Here is a 23,188-nt window from a genome sequence, read left to right on the forward strand (position 1 = left end):
CTGTCGGGAGGCGTTTAGAATGGCTGGGAACTTCCGGATCACGCTGCTGGCTCTGGTTCTTGTCGCGCTGTGTGCCGCACCCGCGACGGCAGCCGGCATGTACTCGGTGGAGACGTGGGAGTCGCTCCCTCCCGACGCGAACGTGCTGGAATCCGTTCCCATATCGTGGTGGGAAGTTGCTCCGTTGACGCTCACCTGGTATATGGTCTGCATGATCTGCCCTCTGCTCTGCCACCCGGTAGACATCTTCTACGTGATCGGCGCATGGTGCAGCCTGGGGTTTCGCCGGGTGGCGCGCCGGGATGTATTAGGCCACCCGGTCCGTGCAACCGTCTACGACTATATCCGGATGCATCCGGGCACCCCGTTCTCCGTGATCGCAGAACAAAACGGCATCAACCGGGGCACCCTGCACTATCACCTGTACATCCTTCTCCGGGAAGGCCGGATTTCGGAGCGGAGGGAAGGCGGCCGTACGGCGTACTTTGAAAACGACGGCAAATATTCAACGGATGAAAAACGGATCCTGTCCCGGATCCGCGGAGGGACAGGCGGTGAGATCTGCAGGCACCTCGCCCGGAGCCGCAGCGCGACGCGATCGGAGATTGCCTGCCGGATGGGTATCACGCCCTCGTCCGTCTCATGGCACCTCTCCCGCTTAAGCAGCAGCGGGATAATCGTTTCGGAAAAAGATGGGGGCACGACCACGTATCGCCTGACCTCCGGCGCCGCAGCCCTCCTGTGTGCGTGCATGCCCGATAGCGTTCGGGAATCCCGGGATGAAACCTGCATGTGAGCAGACCAGCCGGGTGCAGCGCGTATCGGCGGGCTTTCCGAGCCGGAAAGGTGCAGATCTGATCCCCGCAGGACCTGCCGCTTCCGCGGCGTTCCTCATTCAGATATCACCGGGCGGCCGCGAGAACCGTACCGGACACTTTTCCCGAAAACGAGAGGGGTTCCGGAGGCTTCCCAAATCAACACATTTAAGTGGCTAATTCTGCAATACTCGCACTGTTACATGAGTGCCACGGCAGGACCCATCAGCGCACGGGTCACCGCCATCTCCCGGTCTCGATGCTGCTGGAGCTGAGCCCGCCCCGGAACGGTTCTGTGGTCGGCGATCGACCGGACCCGGATTTGCAACAGAGGGGAAGTTTGCGAGGGGAGAGAAACCTTCCGATGAGCGGCAGCGCGATCCGGGAGCGAGAAAAGCCGGCAAGGGCGCCCGGTTCCCAGACACAGAAGGACGGTGGATACAGATGCAGTTTGTCTTTGACCCGATAATCTTCACCAACCTGATCTTCTGTGTAGGGATTGTGATCTTGAGCATCTGGTGGCACCGGCGATCGAACAGCCGCACGCCCCTGTATATCGGACTGGCATTTGGACTATTTGCCGTCTCACATGCGGCAACCCTTCTGGACCTGAAGGCCGCCTTCGAACAGGTCCTGATCGTCGACAGGATAGGGGCATACGTCCTTGTTTTCATCGGGCTGTTTTTTATTGCCCGTGACGCCCTCCGGCGGCAGGAAGCTGAAGAAGCCCTGAAATTATCCGAACGCCGGTTGACGGATATCATCAACTTCCTGCCTGACCCGACGTTCGTCATCGATCTCGAAGGGAGAGTGCTTGCCTGGAACCTGGCTATCGAAGAGACGACAGGCGTAAAGGCAGCGGATATCATGGGGAAAGGCGATTTTGAGTATAGCATCCCTTTTTACGGCACCCGGAAGCCGGCACTCCTGGATCTCATTATTCACAGCGATAGAGACGACCTTGTGAGGCTCTATCCTGATATCCAGAGAAAGGGGAATCTGATTATTGCGGAATCCTACAGCTCCGTTCTGAATCAGGGAGCGGGGGCGTATCTCCACGTCACTGCGTCACCCCTGTACGATACCGGCGGGACAATTATCGGCGCAATCGAATCCCTCCGGGACATCACCGCCCTGAAGAGGGCGGAGGAGGAGATCCTCCGCAAGAACGAAGAACTCAGTGCCGCCTACGAAGAAACGGCCGCCACCGCCGCGGAACTGCAGCACAATTACGACGAACTCCGGAAGAGTGAGCAGGCTCTCGACCAGGCGCGGAAGAAACTGAACCTGCTGAACTTCATCGCCTTCACCGACATCCGGTCGGCGGTCTTCTCGCTTGCGGGGTACATCCAGCTCGAGGAAGAGATCCTGACCGACGAGCGGCAGCGGGCATATCACCGGAAACTGGCGGCGACGGTCGAGAATATCGACAGCCTGCTGCAGTTCGCCCGGACCTACCAGGATCTTGGCCTGAGACCAGCCTCCTGGCAGAGTGTCGAGCAGGCGTTCCTGCTCGGACTGTCGCACCTGGACTCGCTCGCCCTCGCCCGCAATCTCAACGTAAACGGGCTTGCGGTCTACGCCGACCCGCTGCTGGAGCAGGTCTTCTTCAACCTCGCGCAGAACGTGCTCCAGCACGCCAAGACCGCCACAACGATCGCCCTGCACTGGCAGGAGATGGATAACGGGCTGGTGCTGGTCTTCGAGGACGACGGCGAAGGGATCCCTGAGTCCCTGAAAACCGCCATCTTTGAACGCAACCTTGAGGAGAGGAAAGGCATGGGGCTCTTCCTCGTCAGAGAGGTTCTGGCAATTACCGGGCTTTCCATCCGGGAGACCGGCGAACCGGGGAGGGGCGCCCGGTTCGAGATCCTGGTGCCGGAAGGGGCATACCGGTTCCCGGACAGGAGAGAGGAGGAATGCAGCACGGCACCGGTTCAGCAACCCATACATACCCATGATTCCGGCTGAATCCGCCGAGAAAATGACCCTCACTGAAGCCCTCGCTCGATCGATCTCGGGCCGAGCCAGGGCAGCCACCCTCCGGCAATTACTCGCCCGCATATCACCGCTATAACCCTGCGATACTACCGTCTTTCAGGAATCGGAGCCGCACACCGCGGCCAACCCAGGCACAGGAATCTTTCGCTGGTATCATCAGGTAAAATTGAAAAAGGACGGCAATTTTGCCGCTGTCCAGAGCGAAGAGAGGGACGGCCACCCCCTGCAGCACCGGGTGCCGCCTGCAACCCTTCACAGATCCAGCACCGGCAGAGCCTCCGCTTCCGGAGGTCGCTCGGGCCGGCCGGTGCCGGATCCTTCCCATGCGATATACACCGTGCGGCACGGTTACAGCAGAGTTACAGCAGCTTCCGCCGTTATTCTGAGGCATATAGGCGCCCAGTTTCCCCAGAGGGCATTGTGACGGCGCTTTCAATTGTTCGTGTGCAGCATTCGCCGGATCACAGGCACAGTCGGTAGCGTGGACACGTGCAGATCGTGCACTGTGTGATCGTACATCTTGCTGTACATCTGTACACGTGTAGGTACTACCTCTCTTTTCCGCAGCTCGTACCCCACTATTCGCCCCGTTCCGGCAGTCCTATGGTTTGCAGCAGGTGCTTGAAAGACGCTGCAAACCTGCTGCACTGCTGCACCGAACACCGCCGCCGTCGAGCCGAAAACCTGCAACGCTGATCCCGACGCGAACCAAAAGAACAATAGCAGGCCCCTACCCATTTTTGGGTGAGAGACATGAGAACCAGCAGCATCGGCACAGTCGCGATCACCACTTCCCTCCTCGGCATCGCATTCCTGATACACTTCTCGACAGTGCCCTACTACTTCACCGGGTCTCCCCCGACGGGGTTCAGCACCGGCACCATCGGCCTCGTCATCTGCACTCTTGCAGTGCTGCTCGCCGGGGTTGCCGCCGTTCAAAAAGAGTAAAGAACCGGCATACCCAGAGTTACGGCTGCGGATCGCCCGCCTCTTTCAGCACGGCATAGACCAGGTGGACGGCACCCTGTTCCAGCGCCTCGGCCTTCTGCAGCGCCAGTTTTGCCCGCATCCCGACCGGGCAGAGCAGCTTCTTTCCCTGATCCCCGGCGACGACCGGGTGGACGATCAGGCTGATCGTGTCGGCGATCCCGTCCCGGATCAGCACGTTATTAAGATCGCTGCCGCTGTCCGAGACCACGCGCGATACGCCGAACCGTTCGCGGAGTTCCCGGAGCGCCGCCGGAAGATCTACCCGCTCCGCCCCGCACCGGATGAACGGGTACTCCCGCTCACGCAGGTAGTCGAGGTAGTCCTCCGGCGTCGTCTCCGAGACGAGGACAACGACGTCCTTGATATGCTCGAGATTCCGGTAGAAATGGAGCAGACCGTTCAGCACGCCCCTGCTGTCGACGAAGACGCCGATCGGCCGGGGATCATCCGCCCTGACCGCGGGCCGGTGCCGGTCCGCCGCCGTCTCGGGCTCTGTGATGTCCAGGAACCGCTCGATCCCGGACTTCGCCGTCGCCGAGCCCACGAGGGTCGCATCGGGTGCGAAGGCCAGAAGTGCACCGTAGTGCTGGCCGAGATCGATAGCAAAGCCCGTCACCGCATAGTCAAGGCTCACGCTGTTGTGGATAATGACTTCCGGATACATGGTGGCTCCCCGGGGTACGGATACGCTCTCGGAGGGTATAGCATGCGTGGGTACGCTCCCGCACCGTCAGATCACAGCCATTTTCAACCCCCTACCCAAATGGGAAGTATGGAGCCGGTCCCGGGGATCTACGAGCAGGTCATCAGCGAATACCTCGCGTCCAGGCTCACCGTCCCCGAGAAAGAAGGAAGATTACTGAAAGACCCGCTTGCGCACTACGATCCCGGGACAATCCTCGCACGATACCTCTCCAGGATCCTCAGGCAGGCTCTCCGGTCAGCCGGTGAAAAGGGCATTCCCCTGGATGAGCAGGTCAGGATCTGCAACCGCCTCATCGAGCGCCTCGCTGATGAACTGCATGATCCGGCCCTGAAACAGTGTGCGATCACGCCCGACGCAGAGGTCCTGCTCACAATCGCGGAGCAGACCTGCCTCCCCGCATTCAGGACCGGTGCGCCCGTCCGCCCCGAGACCTCCATCGCGCAGAGCAGCCTCTTCACCGGCTCTCCACGGGAACCCGGGCTGGTGGACGAACTCAGAAAAGAGATCCTGAGCGCAGACCGCATCGACCTCCTCGTTTCGTTCATTAAATGGAGTGGGATCCGGCTGATCATCGACGATTTACAGCAGTTTGTCAGGCGGGGCAGGCTGCGGGTGATCACGACCTCCTACACCGGAGCGACCGACCCAAAGGCGGTCGAAGCCCTTGCAGCCCTCCCGAACACAACCGTCCGGATATCCTACGACACCGACCGGACCCGGCTCCACGCCAAGACCTACACATTTCACCGGAAGAACGGCTTCTCCACCTCCTACATCGGGTCGTCGAACCTCTCGAATCCTGCAATAACAAGTGGTCTTGAGTGGAACGTCAAGGTCACCGAGCAGGACTCGTACGACATCATCAGAAAGATCAGCGAGACGTTCGAGACCTACTGGAACGATCCGGAGTTCGTCGCGTACACGCCTGGAAGCCGGGAAAGACTGCAGCGTGCGCTCGCAAAAGAGCGGCGGAGCGGGACAGAGCTTCTTCCGGTCTTCGACATCAGGCCCTATCACTTTCAGAAGGAGATCCTCGACCGGCTCAGGGCGGAGCGGGAGCTGCACGGCAACGCCCGAAACCTCATCGTCGCTGCGACCGGGACAGGAAAGACAGTCATATCGGCGTTTGACTACAAAAGCCTTGTCGAAAAGCCGGGAGCGTATCCGCGGCTGCTCTTCGTCGCCCACCGCGAGGAGATCCTGACGCAGAGCCTCCGCGTCTTCCGGGCGATCCTCAGGGATCAGAACTTCGGCGACCTCCTGGTCGGCGGAAGCGAGCCGTCGCAGATCGAACACCTCTTCACCTCGATCCAGAGCCTGAACAGCAGGAGCCTCACGGAGGTCACGCCTCCGGACTACTACGATATGATCATCGTCGACGAGTTCCACCACGCCGCAGCCCCCTCGTACCGGAGGCTGCTTGGCCACTACACGCCACGTATCCTCCTCGGCCTCACTGCGACCCCTGAACGGATGGACGGGCTCGAGATCCTCGACCACTTCAACGGCAGAGTTTCCGCCGAGATCCGGCTTCCGGAAGCTATCGACCGGAAACTGCTCGCCCCGTTCCACTACTTCGGGGTCACCGACGTCGTCGACCTTGACGCCATGCCGTGGAAGCGGGGAGCCTATGACCCCGCCGCCCTTTCGCAGGCGTACACCGGGAACCGGGAGCGGGCAGACCTTATCATCAGGAAAGTGCAGGAGTACACGACCGAGATTCGCGACATCGTCGGGCTCGGATTCTGCGTGTCTGTGGAGCATGCGGAGTACATGGCAGCATCGTTCCAGGAGGCGGGCATCCCGGCGGCCTGTCTGCATGCAGGGAGTTCCCGCCAGGAACGCGCCGCCATCCAGAAGCGGCTGGTTGGGCGGGAGATCCACTTCATCTTCGTCGTCGACCTCTACAATGAGGGCGTCGATATCCCGGAGGTGAATACCATCCTCTTCCTGCGCCCCACCGAGAGCCTCACCGTCTTTCTCCAGCAACTTGGCCGGGGGCTCCGCCTCTCGGACGGGAAGGAGTGCCTGACCGTCCTCGATTTCGTCGGGAACCACAACAAAAATTTCCCGTTCGGCGAGAGAATTGCAGCGCTCCTCTCCCCGGCAGGACGAACCCTGGTCGAACAGGTCTCCCTCGACGCATACTCACTCCCGAAGGGCTGCCATATCCACTTTGAGAAAGTGGCCAGTGAGAGGGTTCTTGCGAACATCACGGCGAACATCACGAACCGGACAGCCCTTATCCGGAATATCCGCTCATTGCAGGCCGAGATCGGCAGAGTCCCCGGGTTTGGGGAGTTCCTCTCCCGCTACCATCTGCAGCCCACCGATGTCTACCGAAGAGGGACATTCTCTGCACTGGCCGCGGAGGCGGGAGTTTACCCGGAGACCTGTGCAGACCCGCACCTCTTCCCCAGGGCCGCTGCGCTCCATCTGGCAGCTCTGGACGCACCGGAGGCCATCCGGTTCATCAGGGATCTGCTCGCAGATCCCCGCCGGTGCAAAGACCCCTCTGCCCGCGAGGCGTGCATGCTTGCCCTCTTCTACTACTCACTCTATGATGCTCCCCTTACCGGCGAGGGGAGAGATGTCAGAGAGATATTCCCGGGGATCTTTGAGCATGACGAGATCCGGCGCGAGATCTGTGACCTCCTTGACCACACCTATGCGCGCAGCAGGTTCTCCGGAATGGGCGTTGACCTCGGGAGCACAAACGCTCTCGAACTCCACGCTACCTACACCCGGGCACAGGCATTTGCAGCCCTCAGCCACTACACCCTGACCCGGAGGCCGGCAGGGGGCAGCCGGGAAGGCGTCGTATACCTGGAGGATACAAAGGCTGACGTGCTCCTGGTTACCCTGAATAAGACCCGGGAGCACTACTCGCCGACCACAATGTACCAGGACTACGCAGTCAGCGACCGATTGTTCCACTGGCAGTCACAGAGCACCACGTCGGCGTCATCGGCGACCGGGCGGCGCTATATCGAACACGAACGCCGGGGGAGCAGGGTTCTCCTCTTCGTCCGCGAGTATAACAGGGTCGACGGTGTCACGCAGCCCTACATCTTCCTCGGAACCGCCCGGTACCGCTCTCACGAGGGAAGCCGCCCGATGAGCATCATCTGGGAACTCGACCACCCGATGCCACCGGGTTTCTTCCTGAAAGCAAACAAAATGGTGGTGGGGTAGCACCGCCGCCCGTTTCACGCTCCAGAGAGTGCCGCCGCAAGCTCCCGGCCGCACCGGTACGCCTGCGCAAGCACCTCTTCCTTCTTCGCGACGATGCCGGGTTCAAAACAGTTGAGAACCGGCAGCTCTCCGACCACCTCATACCCGAGCGGCTGGAGCGGCCAGGAGAGCGCCTCCAGGGCGATGCCGAGATCCCCGGATTCCGCCTGTTCACCCACCGCGAAGACCACCGCTTTGCGCGGCCGGTCGGCAAGACGGCTGGAATATCCCCGGGGGCGGTCGTCGGTGAAGTCGTAGAAGGCATACAGCCGGTCGATGAACGCCTTCATCTGGCTGGTGACGTTGTAGTGGTAGACGGGCGAACCGAGAACGAGCGCATCCGCTTCCACGATGCGGGGGTACAGCAGTGTCATACCGTCGTTCCAGCGGGTGCAGACAGGATCGCGTCTGCACCGCTCGCAGCCGACGCAGCCTGCAATGGTATAGTCGGAGAGGCTGACGGCGCTCGTCTCGCCGCCTGCATCGGAAACTCCCCGGAGCACCTCCGCGAGGAGACGGGCGGTGTTCCCTCGTGCCCGCGGGCTTCCGCTGATGCCGAGTACCTGCATAACAAGACCTCTCCTGCAGGGTGGATAAGAGTTTTGGATCTCAGTCCCACCACAGAACGGGGGGGATGGAAAAAGAAAAGGTTCGTGGGTCTCGAGACCGCCGCTGATAGTGAGCGCCCGGCCGGTCATCCGGTCGGCATCGGGGGAGGCACGGAAGGCGGCGACGTTGCCGGCGTACCCGGACCTGCCGAACGACCCGGGCGAAATGCAAGCGAGCACCTCTCCCCCGACGATGCCATGCTCGAAAGGACAGATCAGCTCATCGAAAAACGTATGAGAGCAGTGGAACAGGGGTTTTCACCCTCGCCTCGGGCGCGGAGCGGCGCCGGCATATCCGTGGAGATCATGTCTCCGCAGCATATACGCCGGAGCCGACGAACCACTCGTCATCCACCGGAGCCACATAGCAGAGTTTCAACCCGTCACCGCCGGTATCCGGGTTATAGTACGTGACGTACACAAACCCGCTTCCGGCTTTTGCAGCGGCGATCTCCCAGTCGATTATCTTTACGCCGTACCTGTCCGCAAAACCGAGCCGGTTCGTGCCGATGAATTCGGGCTGATACGGAAGCGCCAGCGTCTCTCCATCCGTTCCGTAGGCAAAGATGTATGCCCCGCCGTCGGCAAACGACCCGGAGAGATCGTTGAACGCGGCGGATGCCGCCTCTTTCCCCAGCTCCTGTGCATAATCTCGTGCCGCCTTCACCCGCTGCACGAGCGCATCCTTCTCGCTCGCGGTAAACCCGGCACCGACTCCCGGAATGTAGACACCGGAGCCGACGAACCACTCATCATCCACCGGCGCGACGTACCCGAGTTTGAGCTCTTCGGCATACCCGTTCGCCGGGTTCGGGTAGACATAGTAGATGCTGCCGCCCCCTTCCGCCGCAACCCTGCACGCGGCGTCGATATACGCCACACCGTTGGGGTCGTGCACCCCTCGCCGATCCGTGCCGATGAGCCCCTGCTGGAAGGGAAGGGCGAGGACAGTGCCGTTCATGGAATAGGCAAAGATGTAGAGTTCCCCACGGACAAACTCTCCTTCAGGGTTGTTGAACGCGGAGAGAGACTCCGTGCGGCCGTGCTCGCGTGCGTAGGCAGCCGCCTCATTGACAAAGTCCTTCATCTCGTCGGTCGCGTTTGCTGCAGGCGGTATGCCGCTGCCTGCGACTTTTTGCCGCTCTCCCGCATCCAGGCTCCGCGTGATGACGATGCGCCACTCCGCCCCGTCGATGCCGGCGGTATCCCATACCGCCTCCTTGGTCACGTTCCGCTCCCAATTCAGATCATAGAACGAGTACTCGATGGAGCCGGAGGGTTCGGAGACGATACGGGTAAACGCCTCCTGGAGCCCGGGGGACTGGTACACCGGGTCTGAAAAGAGGTTCTTTCCGATCTCTTCGGGGGTCGTGTCGTAGATCACCCGGCCATCGGTCTGTGTGGCCCAGGCATCATACGGTGTTCCGTTGATGATAGGTGCAATTACCCGTCCGATGAGGATATCGGGCCGGTACGTGATGTCCGTGTATCCCAGGTACTCTGTCCCGAAGATCGGATAACTCTGGGAGATCCCGGAGAACCCTTCCTCCAGGGGGAAGACCTCGCTGACGATCGGCACCTGTTCCCGGTTCGCCCGCTGCACCTGAGGCTGGTACGAGAGATCCCTGCCCACGATCTCCCCGTAATTCTCGGGCACGGCCATAACCACGACACCATCTTTTGCTATCACGAGGGACGACTCTGCCCAGGGGTACTCCAGCAGCGTCTGCTTCAGTGCCTCCCTCCCCGCAGCACCGGTAAGCCCGCTCTCCCCGAGCACCCGGGCATTCTCTCCGACCGCGGCCTCGACCGATTCAAGTTCATCGTTTATCCCGGAGACGGCATCACGGATGACCGACTCCTGAGATGTCTGCGGGGACGGCCGTTCATCTCCCGTACAGCCCGCTCCAAGCACCGCGATGACGAGGAGGAGGGCAAAGGTTGCATGGACTCGCATACGTAAAGATAGTTCACCATCTAATAAAGGATACCGGAATTTTAAGAGCCTTTAGTAGGAAAGAGACGCGGATTTAGCGAATTACACGCTCTACCGGGACCGTGACGGCGGCCGAACCCTTCCTGGTACGCTACGGCGCTCCCTTCGTACCCGGCGCTCGTGCACAGGAACGAAGCGGAAACCGGGCTACGGCGAACGGAGGAATACATCCGGGTTCCTTTCGGGGGCACGTCCTCCACGAGACGGAGAGAATGAGCGACTCCAGCGGATCAGTCCGCATGGTGAGGGGCTGAAGGCGTCGGGCAAACCCGCTATGGACTCGTCTCTCCTCACGTCAGCCCCACAACCGCCGTGTGCAGAATATCGACGGTATCCCGCAGGGCTCTGCCCGCATCGCGGAGGTGATGGTATATCTCCCGTTTTCGGAGCGCATTCATGGCATCGTCGGTGTGCAGCAGCTCCGCCATGCTCGTGATGTAGACGGCCTCGATCTCGTTGATGGCCTCCCGGGTTTCCTGGATCATCTCCTCGACCCGCACCCGGTCCGAGCTCATGACATTCACCGCATCGGCCACGTGCTCCGTGCCCCGGAGCAGAGCGGCCGCCATGGCGCGGATGGGCACGTCGGGCCGGACCCCGAAGGCATGCATCTCCTGGGCGGTCTCTTTCGAGAAGTTGAGGATATAGTCCATCCGGCGTGAGATTGTGTAGATATCCTGCCGGTCGAAGGGCGTGGAGAAGGCATCGATCAGTTTTGCCTCCATGTCATACCGCATCTCATCCACGTCCTCTTCGATGCGAAGCAGCGCTGCCGGTTTCTCGAGCGGTTCGGTGTCCAGCCAGTGCACCAGCGTCCGCACCCCTGCCAGTGTCTCGGCCGCCTGGTCTGCCAGCATTCCCTCAAAATCGTATTCACGTGGTAAGATCGAATCGATGATGCCCCGATCGTTCTTCCTGTTCTTCTGTCTGGATCGTTCACCCATGGCTACACCCCTGTAAATGGAGAGATGATGAAATAAAGAGCTCCTGCGATCACCATTGTTACCGGAATGGTCATCACCATCGCGATCACAATCTCCCGGCCGACCGACCATCGCACCTTGCGCGGATTCTCCGCCGCCCCCACACCGATGACCGACGTGGAGATGATATGGGTCGATGAAATCGGAGCGCCTGCAACGGTGGAGAGCGCAATGGCAGCCCCGGAGGAGACCTGGGAATCGAACGAATGGATGGGCTCGACTTCGAAGATCCTCCGCCCGAGAGTCGTCATGATGCGCCAGCCTCCCGAGAGCGTTCCGGCCGCGATCAGCAGAGCAAGCACCGCCCGCGCCCAGAAGGGTGTCTCGATGGTTGCGGACTCTCCTGCAGCGACCAGCACGAGCGCGATCACGCCCAGCTGTTTCTGGGTATCGTTCGCACCGTTGAAGAACGACATCATCGCGGCAGCAACCCAGTTGAAGCGGATGATGCTCCGGTTAATCCCTCGTCTGGCGTTGCGGAGCAGGAGGGCGGACGCTTTCTGGAGGACGAAACTGCCGAAGAAACCGGCGAGCACCGATACGACGAGGAAGACCAGGATCAGTGCAAGGCCGTTCAGTTCGTGGGGAGGGGCCAGCAGGTCCCCGACGCCCCAGTTCACGCTGCCCGGCCCCGCCGCCGCGATGCCCGCTCCCACCAGGCCTCCGATGAGCGCGTGTGTCGACGACGAAGGCAGCCTGTAGCGCCAGGCCACGAGGTTCCAGGCGGTCGCCGCCACGAGAGCGGTCACCAGCACAAAAAGGGTTTCAACGTCGGATTCGATCGAGATCAGCCCTATCAGCGTGAACGCCACCGCGCTCCCGCCGAAGATCGCACCGAGAAGCGCCATTGCCGCCACCATGATGATCCCCTGCCGCGGCGTCGCCGAACGGGACGCGATGAAGGTGGCGGCTATCGCGCTCGCGTCCTGAAAACCGTTGGTAAAGGTGAAGAAGAAGGCTATCACGATTGCAACGGCGGCGACGAGCAGCATCCGCAAACATCCTCTCTCGATCGAACGCAGGCGAGGCACGCCGGGTGCTCACGGTGACCCGCGTGCCCGGGAAGCGATCGACTCCCTGCCCGGAACGGTTGCGCCGCACCACAGAGAAGGCGCAGCGGTATGACAATTCATGTGTCGTGGGGAAAGGGTATTAAAACAACCCACGCATCCAACCATGCGGGAATGAAATGCCGACGATCGTCCATTTTGACCTGCCTGCCGATGACGTGGAGCGTGCGAGAACGTTTTACGGAGAACTCTTCGACTGGAAGTTTGAGAAGTGTCCGGGCCCGATGGAGTATTACCTTATCGAGACCGCGGCGCTTGACGGCACCGGAGGCGTCGGCGGAGGGATGGGAGAGCGGGGGGAGCCGGGCCAGCAGATCGTGAATTACTTCGGCGTCTCCTCACTCGAGGAGTGTCTCGGAAAGATCGATACCCCTGGCGGGAAGGTGATACTACCGAAGACGGCCGTGCCTCATCTGGGATACCTCGCTGTCTGCGAGGATACCGAGGGCAACCGGTTCGGCATCTGGGAGGAGGATCCGGCAGCAGCATAACGCAGTGCAGACGAGGGGTTGCAGAGCGTTCGCTCCTCCGGAAGGGGCATTCGATCTAAAGCTTTTTCAGGCCGAGCCGGGCAGAGGTCGCCCACCCGTTTATCGCCCGCTCCAGATTTTCGGCCGCCTCATGTGCTGCCCGCTCGATCTGCTCATGCTCTTCCGGCTTCCCGGGGAGAGGAGGAGCTGCGTTGCCCGCCGTGCCGAGCGCGGGCTCCGGCTCAGGGTCGCGGCCTTCGATCCACCGGCCCCTCTCAAAATGACCTTTCGTTCCGCTCATTAAAAGGGAGAGGCGCCGCTGCAGGATAAATATTTCTGGGGCGCTCCGGTCCGGGACGTGCATACGGGGTGGAGAGCGGTTGGAGCGTGAACCCTTTTGTAGGTGGGCGGCGAAGATCTCCGGCTGATCAGGTATGACCGAAGAGCTGAAAGCGGCCGTCAGAGAACGGTGCAGGCAGATGGAGATACCGCTGGTCGGCGTCGCGGACGTCGAGCGCTGGAAAAAGCCGCCGTTCCTGCCCTGGATGCCCGAAGAATTCTTTCCGCAGTCGATATTCCCGGAGGCGCGATCGGTCATCGTCATCGGCCTGCCCGTCCACCTCCCGGTGCTCGAGACGGCGCCCTCCATCTACTACCACGAGCTCTACAAAACGGTCAACACGCTCCTCGACCAGTACACCTACCGCCTGGCCTCGTTTCTGAACGAGATAGGATATCCCTCGGTCTTCGTGCCACGGGACGGCTACGGGAGCATCGAGGTGCTCCAGAAGAACCCAATCGCCTTCTTTTCACACCGGCACGCCGCACTCCTCGCAGGCCTCGGGACCTTCGGCGTGAACAACACCATCCTCACACCGGAATACGGCCCCCGGGTCCGCTTCGGCTCCGTCCTCACCGCCGCTCCGCTCCCGCCCGATCCGATGATCGACCGCGACCTCTGCATCCGGTGCATGCGCTGCGTCAGGATGTGCCCGGCCGGTGCGCTCGACCGCGAGGACTACCCGCAAGGGCTGACCGACAAAAATGCCTGCTCCGCAAACAGCGCCGCCCTGAACAAGCGACACATCTCGCCCTGCGGCATCTGCATCAAGGTCTGCCCGGTCGGTGAAGACCGGCGCCACTATAGAAGAGAGGAACCATCGCTGTACGAACCGGGAGCGGAGATGCGGCGATACCGGCAGGCGTGGAACCATGTCAGGCGGTACGGCGGGGCGTGACGAAAGCGGGCATACTTTCAAGACGTCGGAAGTGAATGAGGGATTTGGCACGAGATGGCACTTCGATCATCCACCGGCGGCACGCAGGCGTCTTCGGACGGGACGTCCCTCACCCGGGTCGTCAGAGCCGCGGCGGCGATTCTCCTCCTTATCTTTGCCGTCCCGCTCATTCTCGGAATTGCATCCAGCATCGGGTCCCCTGCCGTGATCACGCTGATCGTATCCACGCTCCTCCTGCAGGCGGGAGCGGCAGTGGTCGGGCTCGGGTTCGGCCTCCACCCCCTCGTCACCCTCGCGCTGGTTACGTCGGTGGCGGCCGGAATCATGCTTGTGATCTTCGAACTGAGCGATCTCTTGGCCTCCCGATCGGCACGGTTCAACAGCCTGCTGCAGAAGATCGATGAAAAGACAAAGAACGTCGACTATTTCAGGAAATACGGCGTCCTGATCCTGATACCGATCATCTGGATCCCGGGGATCGCCCTCTACGGCACGCCCATCGTCGCACGGCTCTTCCAGTATCCCCGCACACTCTCGGTGCTCTGCATGCTGATCGGGTGGCTGATCGCATCCGCGGTGGTCATGGCGATGGCGCTCGGCATCGTCAGCCTGGCCTTCTGACCAGACCATCATTTTCGCGCCGCAGGGCGAAGTGCTCTCAGCCCGAAGAGACGATACGAGAATATGAAAACGGAGGGAGAGATTGCCGTCTGCGGCATCATCTGTTCCGACTGCGAGCATCTCGCGGAATGCGGCGGCTGTAAGAAAGTCTCGGGGAGTCCGTTCTGGACGGAGTTCGTCGATGCAGAGACCTGCCCGGTCTACGAATGCTGCGTCGGGGAACATGGATTCGAGCACTGCGGGCAGTGCCCCAACCTAATCTGCGAGCGGTTCACCCGCTACCGTGACCCGGCCGTCGGTGACGACGAACTCGCCGCCGTGCTTGCGGCGATGAAGCACCGCCTCATCGCCCGGAGGAGAGAGTGAGGCGAACCGTCACCGGCGTTCCAGTGCCTTCCGGGCGCTCTCCGCCATCTCGTTGATCGCTTTCTCGAGATCGGAACCTGCTTTTCGCGCCGAGCGTTCGATCTGCTCCCTTCCCGCCGGCGTCCCAAAGAGGTGACGGCCGGCTCTGACGACGTCGTCGACGGCTTTCCTGACCGATTGGGAAGCATCGGCAAGGAGGTCTTCGGTGCTGGCCCCGCTTTCGGGCGCCGGTCCGGACTCGATCGGAATCTCTTCGGTCTCGGTCTCGGTCTCCGGCTCCTCGACCCACCGCCCGTTATCAAAGTGACCTGCTTTCTCGCTCATATGAGGGGTAGTTTGCCGGAGCAGGGTTAAATTCCTGCCGTTTCGTTTCAGAGAGGATGTGGAGAGACGATGCAGCGGTGCAGATCGCTGCAAAATACGGCACGATATACGCCATACACCAGGAATCCGACTCCATCGAAGCCGGGTCGAACGGCGGGAGAGCAACCGTCTACGGGCTCGATCCCGACGTGATCCCGGTGATTCTCAACCTCGAGAAGGGGGCGTACCCGAAGAGCACGACTTTGGTCGTGGTCGGATCCACCCTTGCCGGGCGGCTTGAACTCACGATCGGGAGCAAGATCGATATCGGTGACGCCGACGAGGGCGACGTCACGACCGTCCGCGTCGTCGGCCTCCTCGAAGAGCGCGGGATGTCGATGGACCTGAACACCGACTCTGCGATCGTCGGCAGCGAGAAACTCTTTACCGGCATCTACGGCGGGGAGGGTGAGTATAACCAGGTCAACATCGTCGTGAACGATTTAAACGACGTCGATACCGTCAAGACGGCGATCGATGACCAGCTGAACAGGAAAGAGGATGAGGTCACCGTCCAGGACAGCAGCCGGATGCTCGAGAGCATCACCTCGACGCTCTCGACGATGACGACCTTCGTGATGGCGATTGCCGGAATATCCCTCCTCGTCGCCGCAGTCTCGATCTTCAACGTTATGATGATGTCGGTCTCGGAGCGGACACGCGAGATCGGCATCCTGCGGAGCATCGGTACGCAGCGGGACGAGATCCTGAAGATGTTCGTCTACGAGGCGTCAATCCTCGGGGTCGTCGGCGCGGCCATCGGTGCGGTGCTGAGCCTTACCATCGGCTATGTCTTGGTGCTCGGAATGGTCGGGACCGCGGAGTACTTCTTTGCACCCGGCAGCGTTGTCTACGTCCCCGTGGCCATGCTCGTCGGCGCCGGCATCTGCGTCGTCTCCGGCGTCTACCCGGCATGGCGGGCGTCGAACCTCGACCCGATCGAAGCGCTGCGGGCAGAGTAGGGTGAGACCACGTCCTCCCTCCTTTTTTCGAAGAGAAAGACCATCCGCCCGCGTGGAAGAGGTCGGAAACTGAAAAAGCAGACAAAAAACCCATGGAAGCAGCATTGCCCGTCGAACCAAACCGGAACCCTGAAAAACAGGCGAGAAGCAATCACAACTAAGAAGTCTGCAGGTGAGCGGAGGTGCCCGCCGGGCGGCCGTGATGCGGATTTCGTGATCCATTCGGATGTGAAGAGAATGAATATGAAAACCCTCGCAAAGACCGTCTCTGCGGCGATCGCCCTCCTGCTCCTCGTCGGCATCACGGGAACGGCTGCAGCAGAGACCGTCGGCGGCGACCAGGGATGGTACGTCGTCCACGCCAACGTCGACGGCGCCGACGTCTACTTCGACGGTGACTATAAAGGACAGATCGCGAACGGTGAACTGAACGTGCCGGTCTACACCACCGGAACGCCTTATCAGTCCTACTCCGTCTCGAAGGCCGGATACACGACCTACACCGCCGAGATCAGCCAGTACCCGGCAAAAGGCGAGACCGTCGACCTCTACGCGACCCTGAACCCGGCAGAGCCCACGCCCGGGCAGATCGGCGGTGACCAGGGATGGTACGTCGTCCACGCCAATGTTGACGGCGCCCAGGTCTACTTCGACAACGAGCTCAAGGGCACCATCAGCGACGGGACGCTGAGCGTGCCGGTCTACACCACCGGAACGCCTTACCAGACCTTCACCGTCTCGAAGGCCGGATACACGACCTACACCGCCCAGGTCGACCAGTTCCCGGGGAAGGGCGAGACCGTCGACCTCTACGCAACCTTGAACCCGGCAACCCCGGTCCCGACGCAGCAGTCGCCCATCAGCCCGATCACCGTGCTGATCGGCCTCCTCGGTGCGGGCATGCTCCTCGCGCTCCGACGTAGCTGACCTGAAAAACCAGATCCTTTTTTTCGCATGCCCGGACGGGCGGCGTCACACCCGGTTCAGCACGTATCGCCGGGAGTGCCTGCCTTTCTGCTCCACGATGCCGAGCGGCTGCATGCCGAGGCGTTCGGCAACCCGTCCCGATGCGGGGTTCCCGAGAGCCGAATCGACGACGATAGTCCCGAAGCGCCCGAGGGAGAAGATGTACTCGATCATCCTCCCGGCCGCTTCAGTCGCGTAGCCCTTCCCCCAGTACTCGGGGAAGAACGCGTAGTAGATCTGGACGGTGCTTTCGTCGTCCATCGGCGCGAACCCGCACGATCCGACGACCTCGCCGCCGTCTCGCAGGGTAACGGCAAAGGCGAATATCGGCTCTTGCGTGGCATATGAAGCAAGGATCATACCGAGAAAGGCCGCGGTCTCCTCATGGGTCTGCCCGTCGGGGAGATCCGTATACCGGGTGACGCGGGGGTTGTTGAAGAAACGAACGAGGGAGGCGAGATCGCCCTGGAGGTAGGGGCGGATACAGAGGCGGTCGGTGATGAGGGTGTCCGGAACCGGCATGCAGATCAGAGAGTATTGCTCCTCACCGCCTGTATGCTTTCCGGTCGCCCCTACGTCATCTCAACGGCGACCGTGCCCGACCACGCTACGTTACCGTTGAAGTCTTCGGCAGTGAGGGCATACGCATAGGTGCCGGCAGGCAGCAGGCCGTAGGAGAGACGGGCACCGTCGGTCACGGTGACCCTCCCGAGTTCTACCTCTAGCAGTTCGTCCAACTACTCACCCCGGACCTCCGTGTAGGCGGTGAGGTGATCGCCGGGGTAAGAGTACCGTCGTTTGGGTGCCCCGGGTGAGCAGGATTATAAATGCCTGTTTCCGGGAAAAATGGGTTATTCTTCCCGCACCGGGACATGCACCTCGGTCAGGAGCTCGGTTTCGGGGACCTCGGTGGGGTCGTTAAAGTAGAGCTCGCGGGTCGGGCCTGCGGGAACGAGGCCGTGACTTCCGAGATATGCAAATGCCTTTTCATACGCTGTCGCGACACCGGGATACGGCCCGGTGTAGAGCACGGAGACAACCCGTGCCGCAGGAAGGCTCCTAACCTCGATTGCGGCGGTATCCACGCTGACCCGCCCGCTGACCGGGATGGCGATCTCGATATCGGCATCGGTCTCGCGATACTCCTCGTCATGGCAGATGAACATCACGGGACCTGCCATCTTCACCGCAGGTTGCTGCCCGCCCCCGGCCTCGAGGAACGTGCAGAGTTCGCCGATCAGTCTCGGGATCGTCTCCTGGTAGACGCCCCGCTCCCTCCTGCTGATCACCCGGAGGGCGGGTATTTCCTTGATTTCAGGTTCGGTGACCGACATACGGAATCCTCCAGAGAGTGGATCCTGCTGCTGCAGGACCTCCTGCACCGCATGCAGCCTGCGGATCTCCCGCTCCGTCGCAACGAGCCGCACCGCAAAGAGAGAGCGCACCCGCCCGGCATCGCCCTGGTCCCTCGCGCAGAGGAGAGTCGCGGCGTCATCCAGAGAAAAACCGAGCCAGAGGAGGTTTTTGATCCGGACGGCCCGCTCGATCTGGGCGTAGGTATAGTAGCGGTAGCCGGTGCAGATATCGCGCTCGGCAGGGACGAGGAGCCCCTTCTCATCATAGAGCCGGAGAGCTTTGGGCGAGAGGTGCGTGACCAGCGAGAACATTCCGATAGAGATCCGATCAGGTGCCATGTGATACGATCACTCCGTTGGCGCTCTGCGGTCATCAACGGTCGGAGTCTCCCCCGGGGGAGAGTTTGATGCGAAAACCCGGACGTACATGTATGGCGATACTCGGCGCCCGCGGCAGGTAACCCTGCCGATCCGAAACGCTCACCACTGCCGCACGATCTCTTCGAGCATGCCCCGCGCCTGGCGGGTCAGCCTGCAGGATGGATCGAGTGCCAGGGCTTTCTCGGCGCAGAGCAGCGCAGCCCGGTACATCCCAAGGTGATAGAGGACGCTGCAGGTCATGCTCCAGGCGGCCGCGTGGCGCGGGTCGACCGCGAGCGCCCGGTCGAAGCAGGCAAAGGCATTGCGGTACTCCCCGAGCGCATAGAGCGCGCCGCCTTTCAGCGTCCAGACCCTGGGGTTGTCCGGGACGAGCGCGATCGCCCGGTCATAACAGTCGATCGCCTCTTCGTACCGGTGCTGCGTGAAGTGCGCGTAGCCAAGACCGATCCAGGCACCGACAAACCGGGGATCCTCATCGAGCACCTCCCGGTAGCGGGCGATTGCTTCCTCGGTTCTGCCGAGAACCACGAGTGTTTCGGCCAGACGGTAGCGTGCAGAAATCCGGCGCGGGTCGATGGAAAGTGCCCGGCGATAACAGGCGGCAGCCTCCGGCAACCGCCCGCGCCGCCGATGCAGCATCCCCTGTGCAAGCCATGCAGGGACAAACCGCGGATCAATGGAGAGCGTCCGGGTAAAACAGGCCAGGGCTTCCCGGTCCATGCCCTGCAGATCCCGGTAGACGCCGTCACGGTACAGCACCGCAACTCTATGCCGCTCGGTCGGAGATGCCGGATCGGATCTCCCCGATCCGCCCCGTTCCGGCAATCCGGCATCGATACCGATCGTCGATACGTGAACCGTCGAACTGTCCCCCCGCAGGCTAACACTCGGGAAAGTGATATATAAGTATTCCGCCGCCGCCGCTGCACAGGTCACGGAGAGAACCGCTCACTGATCGACCAGTTCTCTCAGCCGGTCGCGGACCTGTGCCGTCAGCCGGCAGTCCGGATCGATCGCAAGCGCCCGGTCGGCACAGGCAAGGGCTTCCGGGTAGCGCCCGATCTGGAAGAGCACGCTGCACTTCATACTCCAGCCGGAGGCAGAATCCGGATCGAGTTTCAGTACCCGCTCAAAACACGAGAGCGCCCGTTCGTAGGCGCCGATACTGTGGAATGCGCCGCCTTTCAGGCTCCACGCCCGGGTATTCTCCGGATCGACCGAAATTGCGCGATCATAGCAGGAGATCGCCTGCGTATGGTTCTGCCGGGTGAAGTGAGCATAGCCGAGATCGATCCATCCCGGGACGAACTGCGGATCGAGCTCCAGCGCCTTTCCATAACAGGCGATCGCCTCCGGCACCCGGCCGAGCGCTACAAAAACACCGCTCCGGTTATACCAGGCAATGACCGAGGAGGGATCGATCGCGAGCGCCTGATCGTAGCAGTCCTGTGCCTCCTGCAGCCGGCCGCGCCGCCGGTGCATCATGCCGCGGGAGATCCATGCCGGGACGAAATCCGGGTCGATCTCCAGCGCCCGGGAAAAACAGGCAAGCGCCTCCTGATCCCGGTTCTGCAGCTCAAGGAATACACCCTTATTATTCCACATCTTCGGATTCCGCGGATCAGTCGTGAGTGCCCGGTCGAAGCACCCGACGGCATCGTCGAACCTGCCCTGGCGTGCGAAGTCGATCGCGGTGCTGTTCCATGCCCGTTCATGGTCACGATCGTGCCGTTTCACCTCAGGTTCTCGTCTCTTTCTTCCGAAGAGGTCTCTGAATATCTCCATCCGCTGTGCATCCCTCGTAATTGATGCTTACACTTGCACATCTTACATATAATTGTTTCTAAGCCCCGGCCGTCCCCGGAGGCGCGGCGGAGATTCCGGAGTGAGTGATATACTATCCAGGAAAGAGATTCAGGGCCCCTAAAGCCCAGGGCGGATCCCGGTACGGTGCTGGTGCACCCGGAACCGGCACTAACCAAAAGTAAATTGTCACTCACAAATAAATATAAAAATGCAATGTATAAAAATATCCTCAATATGTTGCGACCGGCGGACGGCTCCGCACCCCCCACTCCGTCTGCCGGCGACGCACGACCTGCCGCCGGCACCGCAGAATCCGATGCCGACCTGCTTGATGCATACTCCCGTGCGGTGATCCGGGTCGTCGAGTCGGTCGGCCCGGCCGTCGTCAGTGTGGCTGTCGGGAAACGGATGCCTGGGTCGCAGGGGGAGCAGGCGGGGGCCGGTTCGGGCGTGATCATCCATCCCGACGGCACGATCCTGACCAACGACCACGTCGTTCACGGCGCCGGGAAGATAGAGGCCCGGCTTGCAGACGGGACGCCCCTTCCGGCACGGGTCATCGGCACCGATCCGGCCACCGATCTCGCCCTCATCCGGGCAGACGGAGAAGGGCTTGTTTCCGCACCGCTCGGGGAATCCGGCTCGCTCGCCGTCGGCCAGCTCGCGATCGCCATCGGAAACCCTCTCGGGTTCCAGTCGACCGTCTCCACCGGTGTGCTCAGCGCACTCGGGCGAGCCCTCCGGAGCCGTGACGGCCGGCTCATCGAGAACGTCATCCAGCACACGGCGCCCTTAAATCCGGGAAACTCGGGAGGGCCGCTGGTGGACTCGCGCGGCAGGGTCATCGGCATCAACACCGCCATCATCGCCCTTGCCCAGGGCATCGGGTTCTCCATCCCCGTAGATACGGCAAAGACGGTGGTCCCGGAGCTGCTCGCGCACGGCAGGGTCCGGCGTGCGCATCTCGGCATCGGCTGCCAGGTCCGGCCGCTTGATCGGACGACGGCCGCACGGCTCGGCCTTGACGCCGGACAGGCGATTGAGGTCGTCACACTCGACCCGCACGGCCCTGCAGCCCGGGCAGGTATCCGGCGAGGCGACCTGATCATTGCCGTCAACGAGACCCCCGTCGGGAACGTCGACGACCTGCACCGCAACCTTGCCGCCCGATCGATCGACGAGACGTTGACCGTCACCGTCCTGCGGAACGGCAGGAGATTCACTATTTCGGTTACACCGGCGGGTTTTGCGGTGCCGATCACGGCCAGATAAAAAGGCGAAGAGGGCTCCACAGATCCCCCCATTCACTGCGGAACGGGTCTGAGGGGTGTCGTCGGCAGATCCGAACGGACAGGGCCGACGCTTGTCGTGCTGGTGTGCAGGACGGTTCCGTCTGTGCTCATGACCTCAATCACAAGGGCAACGGCATCGTCCGCCGACCGGTCAGCGACGAAGACGATCGGAGCTGCGTCGGAGATGTTTTCGTACACCGCTTTGGACCGGGTCTCGACCGTTGTGCCGTTTTGCAGGATTGAGTAGTTCACGACGTATGTCCCGGGCGTATCGCTCCGGGGAATGACCTTAAAAACAACCCGGTCGTCGTAGCCCTCCGTCATCTGGTGGAACTCGGGGCCCTCGACGGACTGTTTGGCCGGCCCGCCATCCCGGACGAGACAGCCGGCGCTGCACGCGGCGGCGATCGCCGCCACCATGCACACAACTGCAAGAGTAGCAACACGTTTCTGTATCATCTGCAAATTCTCCGGATTCTTTGTGCGGGCAGGATCCCACACGCTTCATTTTTCAGGGCTCTATCAGGCAGGGGAGGCGCCAGAGCCCGTCCTCGGCCACCACCTTCAGCACATACTCATCCCACTGCACCGTACCGTCGTGCAGCCGCCACCGGACGGAGAACGTCAGATCCGCCGTTCCGTCGGGATAGATGAGCGCGGTGGCGACCCGGATCTCATCCATCGTTACATTATTCGTGACGAAGGGCCGGATACGCTCCTCGACGGCAGCGGCACCGCACCGGAGCCGGATTTCTTCGGAGAGCAGCGATGCAATCCCGGCGGCGTCGCCGTCGTTGAAAAAGCCCTGGTACATGCGGAGGGTCGTCGCCGGCGGGGAGACCGAGACCGGACTGAATGCATCCGTATCGGTCTTTGAACCGGTACACCCTGCGGCTATGACGAGAGGCAGGACGAGCAGAACCGGGAACAGCCGGAGTGGGATAAGTGTCATCTACGACCCTCAC

General features: G+C 61.7%; 26 protein-coding genes. 11 read left to right on the forward strand and 15 right to left on the reverse strand.

What is annotated here, in order from left to right:
- Positions 1 to 19 precede the first annotated feature (19 nt).
- Positions 20 to 796 carry a winged helix-turn-helix transcriptional regulator gene (locus FGU65_RS06755; RefSeq protein ID WP_301663676.1) on the forward strand — a complete coding sequence of 259 codons (777 nt, stop codon included), beginning with the start codon at positions 20 to 22 and terminating at the stop codon, positions 794 to 796.
- A gap of 218 nt (positions 797 to 1,014) precedes the next feature.
- Here the strand turns inward: FGU65_RS06755 and FGU65_RS06760 are convergent, their stop codons facing one another.
- Positions 1,015 to 1,143 (reverse strand): hypothetical protein, encoded by a 129-nt coding sequence (locus FGU65_RS06760; protein ID WP_301663677.1) that lies wholly within the window; start codon positions 1,141 to 1,143, stop codon positions 1,015 to 1,017.
- A 116-nt stretch (positions 1,144 to 1,259) separates the two neighbouring features.
- On the opposite strand from FGU65_RS06760, the gene FGU65_RS06765 reads away from it, so the two are divergent.
- Positions 1,260 to 2,786 (forward strand): ATP-binding protein, encoded by a 1,527-nt coding sequence (locus FGU65_RS06765; RefSeq protein ID WP_301663678.1) that lies wholly within the window; start codon positions 1,260 to 1,262, stop codon positions 2,784 to 2,786.
- A 783-nt stretch (positions 2,787 to 3,569) separates the two neighbouring features.
- Positions 3,570 to 3,764 carry a hypothetical protein gene (locus FGU65_RS06770; RefSeq protein ID WP_301663679.1) on the forward strand — a complete coding sequence of 65 codons (195 nt, stop codon included), beginning with the start codon at positions 3,570 to 3,572 and terminating at the stop codon, positions 3,762 to 3,764.
- A 19-nt stretch (positions 3,765 to 3,783) separates the two neighbouring features.
- On the opposite strand, the gene FGU65_RS06775 is transcribed toward FGU65_RS06770, so the two are convergent.
- Positions 3,784 to 4,470 (reverse strand): dihydrofolate reductase family protein, encoded by a 687-nt coding sequence (locus FGU65_RS06775; RefSeq protein ID WP_301663680.1) that lies wholly within the window; start codon positions 4,468 to 4,470, stop codon positions 3,784 to 3,786.
- 108 nt (positions 4,471 to 4,578) lie between these two features.
- Between FGU65_RS06775 and FGU65_RS06780 the strand changes: the two genes are divergently transcribed.
- Positions 4,579 to 7,707 (forward strand): DUF3427 domain-containing protein, encoded by a 3,129-nt coding sequence (locus FGU65_RS06780; protein ID WP_301663681.1) that lies wholly within the window; start codon positions 4,579 to 4,581, stop codon positions 7,705 to 7,707.
- Positions 7,708 to 7,721: 14 nt separating this feature from the next.
- Here the strand turns inward: FGU65_RS06780 and FGU65_RS06785 are convergent, their stop codons facing one another.
- The 4 genes from FGU65_RS06785 to FGU65_RS06800 all read right to left on the reverse strand — a co-directional run bounded on the left by FGU65_RS06785 (position 7,722) and on the right by FGU65_RS06800 (position 12,325).
- Complete coding sequence (locus tag FGU65_RS06785) at positions 7,722 to 8,315, reverse strand: flavodoxin family protein (RefSeq protein WP_301663682.1); 594 nt, start codon at positions 8,313 to 8,315, stop codon at positions 7,722 to 7,724.
- A 343-nt stretch (positions 8,316 to 8,658) separates the two neighbouring features.
- Entirely contained in the window at positions 8,659 to 10,311 is a 1,653-nt protein-coding gene (locus tag FGU65_RS06790; protein WP_301663683.1) for a cache domain-containing protein, read from the reverse strand.
- A gap of 329 nt (positions 10,312 to 10,640) precedes the next feature.
- Positions 10,641 to 11,294, reverse strand: a complete 654-nt coding sequence (locus FGU65_RS06795; RefSeq protein WP_301663684.1) for a DUF47 domain-containing protein — start codon at positions 11,292 to 11,294, stop codon at positions 10,641 to 10,643.
- A 2-nt stretch (positions 11,295 to 11,296) separates the two neighbouring features.
- Positions 11,297 to 12,325 (reverse strand): inorganic phosphate transporter, encoded by a 1,029-nt coding sequence (locus FGU65_RS06800; protein WP_301663685.1) that lies wholly within the window; start codon positions 12,323 to 12,325, stop codon positions 11,297 to 11,299.
- A gap of 197 nt (positions 12,326 to 12,522) precedes the next feature.
- Between FGU65_RS06800 and FGU65_RS06805 the strand changes: the two genes are divergently transcribed.
- Positions 12,523 to 12,894 carry a VOC family protein gene (locus FGU65_RS06805; protein ID WP_301663686.1) on the forward strand — a complete coding sequence of 124 codons (372 nt, stop codon included), beginning with the start codon at positions 12,523 to 12,525 and terminating at the stop codon, positions 12,892 to 12,894.
- 55 nt (positions 12,895 to 12,949) lie between these two features.
- Here FGU65_RS06805 and FGU65_RS06810 read toward each other — a convergent pair whose 3' ends face one another.
- Complete coding sequence (locus FGU65_RS06810) at positions 12,950 to 13,174, reverse strand: hypothetical protein (protein ID WP_301663687.1); 225 nt, start codon at positions 13,172 to 13,174, stop codon at positions 12,950 to 12,952.
- A gap of 133 nt (positions 13,175 to 13,307) precedes the next feature.
- Between FGU65_RS06810 and FGU65_RS06815 the strand changes: the two genes are divergently transcribed.
- The 3 genes from FGU65_RS06815 (at position 13,308) to FGU65_RS06825 (ending at position 15,098) form a co-directional block, all read left to right on the forward strand.
- Positions 13,308 to 14,111, forward strand: coding sequence for a 4Fe-4S binding protein (locus tag FGU65_RS06815; protein ID WP_301663688.1), 804 nt, complete (start codon positions 13,308 to 13,310; stop codon positions 14,109 to 14,111).
- Between the two features lie 54 nt (positions 14,112 to 14,165).
- Positions 14,166 to 14,732 carry a small multi-drug export protein gene (locus FGU65_RS06820; RefSeq protein WP_301663689.1) on the forward strand — a complete coding sequence of 189 codons (567 nt, stop codon included), beginning with the start codon at positions 14,166 to 14,168 and terminating at the stop codon, positions 14,730 to 14,732.
- Positions 14,733 to 14,795: 63 nt separating this feature from the next.
- Positions 14,796 to 15,098, forward strand: a complete 303-nt coding sequence (locus FGU65_RS06825) for a DUF3795 domain-containing protein (protein WP_301663690.1) — start codon at positions 14,796 to 14,798, stop codon at positions 15,096 to 15,098.
- 9 nt (positions 15,099 to 15,107) lie between these two features.
- Here FGU65_RS06825 and FGU65_RS06830 read toward each other — a convergent pair whose 3' ends face one another.
- On the reverse strand, positions 15,108 to 15,422 hold the full coding sequence (locus FGU65_RS06830; protein ID WP_301663691.1) for a hypothetical protein: 315 nt from the start codon (positions 15,420 to 15,422) through the stop codon (positions 15,108 to 15,110).
- A gap of 56 nt (positions 15,423 to 15,478) precedes the next feature.
- Here FGU65_RS06830 and FGU65_RS06835 point away from each other — a divergent pair, with 56 nt between their 5' ends.
- On the forward strand, positions 15,479 to 16,423 hold the full coding sequence (locus tag FGU65_RS06835) for an ABC transporter permease (protein WP_301663692.1): 945 nt from the start codon (positions 15,479 to 15,481) through the stop codon (positions 16,421 to 16,423).
- Positions 16,424 to 16,666: 243 nt separating this feature from the next.
- On the forward strand, positions 16,667 to 17,350 hold the full coding sequence (locus tag FGU65_RS06840; protein ID WP_301663693.1) for a PEGA domain-containing protein: 684 nt from the start codon (positions 16,667 to 16,669) through the stop codon (positions 17,348 to 17,350).
- A 45-nt stretch (positions 17,351 to 17,395) separates the two neighbouring features.
- Here FGU65_RS06840 and FGU65_RS06845 read toward each other — a convergent pair whose 3' ends face one another.
- The 5 genes from FGU65_RS06845 to FGU65_RS06865 all read right to left on the reverse strand — a co-directional run bounded on the left by FGU65_RS06845 (position 17,396) and on the right by FGU65_RS06865 (position 20,862).
- Complete coding sequence (locus FGU65_RS06845; protein ID WP_301663694.1) at positions 17,396 to 17,911, reverse strand: GNAT family N-acetyltransferase; 516 nt, start codon at positions 17,909 to 17,911, stop codon at positions 17,396 to 17,398.
- Between the two features lie 50 nt (positions 17,912 to 17,961).
- Positions 17,962 to 18,126 carry a hypothetical protein gene (locus tag FGU65_RS06850; protein ID WP_301663695.1) on the reverse strand — a complete coding sequence of 55 codons (165 nt, stop codon included), beginning with the start codon at positions 18,124 to 18,126 and terminating at the stop codon, positions 17,962 to 17,964.
- Between the two features lie 114 nt (positions 18,127 to 18,240).
- The gene (locus FGU65_RS06855) at positions 18,241 to 19,083 is read right to left on the reverse strand and encodes a MerR family transcriptional regulator (protein ID WP_301663696.1); all 843 of its coding nucleotides are present in this window, start codon (positions 19,081 to 19,083) and stop codon (positions 18,241 to 18,243) included.
- Between the two features lie 141 nt (positions 19,084 to 19,224).
- Positions 19,225 to 19,884 (reverse strand): tetratricopeptide repeat protein, encoded by a 660-nt coding sequence (locus FGU65_RS06860; protein ID WP_301663697.1) that lies wholly within the window; start codon positions 19,882 to 19,884, stop codon positions 19,225 to 19,227.
- A gap of 189 nt (positions 19,885 to 20,073) precedes the next feature.
- Positions 20,074 to 20,862 (reverse strand): tetratricopeptide repeat protein, encoded by a 789-nt coding sequence (locus FGU65_RS06865; protein ID WP_301663698.1) that lies wholly within the window; start codon positions 20,860 to 20,862, stop codon positions 20,074 to 20,076.
- Positions 20,863 to 21,165: 303 nt separating this feature from the next.
- Here FGU65_RS06865 and FGU65_RS06870 point away from each other — a divergent pair, with 303 nt between their 5' ends.
- Positions 21,166 to 22,203, forward strand: a complete 1,038-nt coding sequence (locus tag FGU65_RS06870) for a S1C family serine protease (protein ID WP_301663699.1) — start codon at positions 21,166 to 21,168, stop codon at positions 22,201 to 22,203.
- 32 nt (positions 22,204 to 22,235) lie between these two features.
- Here FGU65_RS06870 and FGU65_RS06875 read toward each other — a convergent pair whose 3' ends face one another.
- The gene (locus FGU65_RS06875) at positions 22,236 to 22,682 is read right to left on the reverse strand and encodes a hypothetical protein (RefSeq protein WP_301663700.1); all 447 of its coding nucleotides are present in this window, start codon (positions 22,680 to 22,682) and stop codon (positions 22,236 to 22,238) included.
- 52 nt (positions 22,683 to 22,734) lie between these two features.
- Positions 22,735 to 23,175, reverse strand: a complete 441-nt coding sequence (locus FGU65_RS06880; RefSeq protein ID WP_301663701.1) for an NTF2-like N-terminal transpeptidase domain-containing protein — start codon at positions 23,173 to 23,175, stop codon at positions 22,735 to 22,737.
- Between the last annotated feature and the right edge of the window lie 13 nt (positions 23,176 to 23,188).

This window comes from Methanoculleus frigidifontis (assembly GCF_030464345.1).
GTDB classification, from domain to species: Archaea; Halobacteriota; Methanomicrobia; order Methanomicrobiales; family Methanoculleaceae; genus Methanoculleus_A; species Methanoculleus_A frigidifontis.